Source organism: Stenotrophomonas maltophilia (assembly GCF_003970865.1).
GTDB classification, from domain to species: domain Bacteria; phylum Pseudomonadota; class Gammaproteobacteria; order Xanthomonadales; family Xanthomonadaceae; genus Stenotrophomonas; species Stenotrophomonas maltophilia_AR.
On the sequence record NZ_RXLZ01000126.1, the window covers coordinates 1 to 3,618 of the forward strand.

The following is a 3,618-nucleotide window of genomic DNA, read 5'->3' on the forward strand; positions in this document are numbered from 1 at the left end:
TGGTTTCCTGAGGGATGGCGGGGTGGGTCCGGTTGCGGGAGACGCCGTAAACCCGTCCATGGGGGCTTGGCCGCGGCATCCATGCCGCGGACACTCCCGCAACCGGACCCACCCCGCCTTCGACAGTCTTCCGCGATCTTCAGTAGATCCACGCCACGCGTGGATGCTCTTCGTTCAATTCTCGAGATATTCGAGTTCGATGGAAATTCATCCACGCATGGCGTGGATCTACCGTGTCGACCAGGGTCGACACCCACCAACAGCAGCAGGAATCTGTCAGAGGTGGGGCGGTGTGGGCAGGCAGGACCGTTGGCGCCATGGATGGCGCCATCGAGCCCCCAGGGATGGGTTTACGGCGTGTCCTGCCTGCCCACACCGCCCCGCCCCCCCACAGAAGCCAGCTGTTGCTGTTGCTTCGGCTTTTGCCATTGATTCAGCAGGTGCAGGGCTGCAAGCCCTGCTCGACCAACCTCACACCGTGATGGTCTGGGTCAGTGACTCCCAGGTCGGTGGCACCGGCCACGCGGCCGCCTGGTTGCCATCCAGCACCCTGCGCAGGTCGCGCGGATCGATCTGTGGGGCCAGCACGTGCACCAGCTCCAGCGCGTAGTCACGCAGCACGCGGTCGCGCGGCAGCACCGCCCAGGCAATGCACTCGCTGATCGGGTCCGGCGCCGGCCACGCCTTCAGGTCGTCGTCGTTGGAACTGACCGCCATCTCGGCCAGCAGGCCTACGCCCAGACCCGTACGCACGTAGGTCTTGATCAGATCGGCATCGAGCGCGGTCAGTGCCAGGTCGGGCACCAGCCCATTGGCGGCGAAGGCGCGTTGCAGGGACGAGTTCGGGCGGGTCGAGGATTCGTAGCTGATCAACGGCTGGCGGGCCAACGCGGCCAGGTCCGGTGCACGGCCCGCACGGTCCAGCGGGTGGCCCTTGGGTACCACCACCAAGCGTCGCCAGCGGAACAGCGGCACCGCGATGCCATCGGTCGGCTCACCGCCAGCGGTGCTGATGATGGCGATATCCGCGTCACCCTGGTTCAAGCGATCCAGCGCGTCGGCTTCGCCTGCCTGCTGCAGGTGCACGCTGACCTGCGGGTAGGCCTGCTTGATCGCTGCCACCGCCGGCGGCAGCACGAAGCGCGCCTGGGTGTGGGTGGTGGTCAGGATCAGCTGGCCCTGGCTCTCGCGGCGCTGGTTGGCCGCGTAGGTGCGGATGTTGTTGGCCTCGGCCAGCACCGCGCGGGCGCGGGCGATCACCTCGGTGCCGGCCGGGGTGACCGACTCCAGGCTGCGGCCCTTGCGCACGAACAACAGGAAGCCGAGCTCGTCTTCCAGCTGCTTGAGCTGCTTGGACAGGCCAGGCTGAGTGGCATGCACGCGCGAGGCGGCGAGCGTGATGTTCAGCTCGGCGTCGGCGATGGCAACCAGGTAGCGCAGCTGGGTCAGCGTCATGGCAGGCGGGCGATGTGGGGGCGGAGGTCCACTCTAGGGTCAATTGCCGTCACCAGCTTATAACCAAAGGTTGTTTAAGAAAGGTATCTGGTCATTTCCGGGCGTCATATGCCGGCGCTACGGTCAGCCGGCAGCCGCTGGCCTGAACAGCCAGCCCTCCCCCTTCGCCCGCCGAAGCCCGGCGCGGCCCCGTTTCCGGAGCGCTTCCATGGCCCTGTACGACTCCATCCTCGATACCGTCGGCAACACCCCCATCGTCAGGCTGCAGCGCCTGGCGCCCCCACAGGTCAGCGTCTACGCCAAGGTCGAGTCGTTCAACCCGGGCGGCTCGGTCAAGGACCGCCTGGCGCTGGCAATCATCCTCGACGCCGAAGCGCGTGGCGTGCTCAAGCCGGGCGACACCATCGTCGAAGCTACTTCAGGCAACACCGGCGTGGCACTGGCGATGGTCGCCGCCGCGCGCGGCTACAAGTTCGTGGCCACCATGGTCGAAACCTTCTCGGTGGAGCGCCGCAAGCTGATGCGCGCCTATGGCGCCAAGGTGATCCTGACCCCGGCCGCCGAACGCGGCAGCGGCATGGTGCGCAAGGCGGCCGAACTGGCTGAGCAGCACGGCTGGTTCCTGGCCAGCCAGTTCGCCAACCCGGCCAACCCGGCGTACCACCGCAACACCACCGCCGCTGAGATCCTGCGCGACTTCGCCGGCAAGCGGCTGGACTACTTCGTCAGCGGCTGGGGCACCGGCGGCACGCTCACCGGTGTTGGCGAAGTGCTGAAGGTCGCGCGACCGCAGACCCGCATCATCGCCACCGAACCGGCCGGCGCCGCACTGTTGAAGGGTGATGACTGGAAGCCGCACAAGATCCAGGGCTGGACGCCGGATTTCGTGCCGGACGTGCTCAACCGCGATGTGGTGGATGAACTGGTGACGGTGGAAGATGACCGCGCCATCGCCACCGCACGCCGACTGGCTGCGGAAGAAGGCATCTTCGTCGGCATCTCCGCCGGCGCTACCGTGGCCAGCGCGCTGGACGTGGCGGCCCGTGCTGAACCGGGCTCGGTGATCCTGGCGATGCTGCCGGACACCGGTGAACGCTATTTCTCCACGCCGCTGTTCGCCGATGTGAATGAGGGTTCCGACGACGACTGGCTGGCCGGCCTGCCGTAATGCACAGGGTCGGATCCCTTTTCCGTCGGGAAAAGGCTCTGATCCCCTTCTGCTTCAGCCTGCGTGAAGGCGTCGCCCGCCATCGTGCGTGAAGGCCGTCGGATCGCAGCGCGTGAGACGGTCATGACGCAGTATCGATGCCCTGTCCCCTACCGTGGGAACAGCCGGCGCAGATGCTGCGCGGAACACCTCACAGGCAGGAGACGGACGCATGAAGATCGAAGTTTGGCAGGGCGATATCACGACCCTGGCGGTGGATGCGATCGTCAACGCGGCCAATGAAACACTGCTCGGCGGTGGCGGCGTCGACGGCGCGATCCATCGCGCAGCCGGCCCGGCATTGCTGGCCGAGTGCGAGCGATTGCCGGAACTGCGCGCAGGCGTGCGTTGCCCGACCGGCGAAGTGCGCGCCACCGACGCTTATGCATTGCCGGCGCGGCATGTACTGCACACGGTGGGCCCGGTCTGGCACGACGGCCAGCGCGACGAACCGGCATTGCTGGCCAACTGCTACTGGAAATCGCTGCAGCTGGCCGAGTCGCTGGGCGTGAAGTCGATCGCGTTCCCGGCGATCAGCTGCGGCGTGTATGGCTATCCGCTGTACCAGGCCGCGCAGATCGCAGTGACCGAAACACTGGCGTGGCAGCGCAGCCATGCACAGCCGATGCGCATCGTGCTGGTGGCGTTCAACACTGCCACCGCGAAGGCCTACCAGCAGGCGTTGACCGCCGCGGGACAAAGCACGGACAACGAACCGCGCGCGTCGGTGCTGCCGCCTCTGGGCGATGCGGGCTTCGCCGCTGCGCACTGAACCGCAGCGCTGCAGGTAAAAGAAAAGGCCGGGCATTGCCCGGCCTTTTCCGTTGCAGTGACCCGTCCTGAATTGGGTTGACACCTTTTCCCTCTGGAAAAGGAATGTTCAATGAAATCAACAATCAGGCGCAGCCAACGGGATTACTCGCTGGCCTTCAAGTTGTCAGTGGTCGACCAGGTCG

At 66.3% G+C, this 3,618-nt stretch carries 3 protein-coding genes; 2 read left to right on the forward strand and 1 reads right to left on the reverse strand.

All coding sequences use genetic code 11. The annotated features are described in order from the left end of the window. Positions 1 to 471: 471 nt before the first annotated feature. Positions 472 to 1,455 (reverse strand): LysR family transcriptional regulator, encoded by a 984-nt coding sequence (locus EKL94_RS21965; protein ID WP_126930631.1) that lies wholly within the window; start codon positions 1,453 to 1,455, stop codon positions 472 to 474. A 208-nt stretch (positions 1,456 to 1,663) separates the two neighbouring features. Here EKL94_RS21965 and cysK point away from each other — a divergent pair, with 208 nt between their 5' ends. Both cysK and EKL94_RS21975 read left to right on the forward strand, forming a co-directional pair. Next, positions 1,664 to 2,623, forward strand: coding sequence for a cysteine synthase A (gene cysK / locus EKL94_RS21970; RefSeq protein WP_126930632.1), 960 nt, complete (start codon positions 1,664 to 1,666; stop codon positions 2,621 to 2,623). 211 nt (positions 2,624 to 2,834) lie between these two features. After that, on the forward strand, positions 2,835 to 3,434 hold the full coding sequence (locus tag EKL94_RS21975; protein WP_126930633.1) for an O-acetyl-ADP-ribose deacetylase: 600 nt from the start codon (positions 2,835 to 2,837) through the stop codon (positions 3,432 to 3,434). Positions 3,435 to 3,618: the final 184 nt, after the last annotated feature.

Bases quoted from the DNA above. Each gene is read 5' to 3' on its own strand.
- EKL94_RS21975 (WP_126930633.1), top strand. From the start codon at position 2,835: ATGAAGATCGAAGTTTGGCAGGGCGATATCACGACCCTGGCGGTGGAT.
- cysK (WP_126930632.1), top strand. From the start codon at position 1,664: ATGGCCCTGTACGACTCCATCCTCGATACCGTCGGCAACACCCCCATC.
- EKL94_RS21965 (WP_126930631.1), bottom strand. From the start codon at position 1,455: ATGACGCTGACCCAGCTGCGCTACCTGGTTGCCATCGCCGACGCCGAG.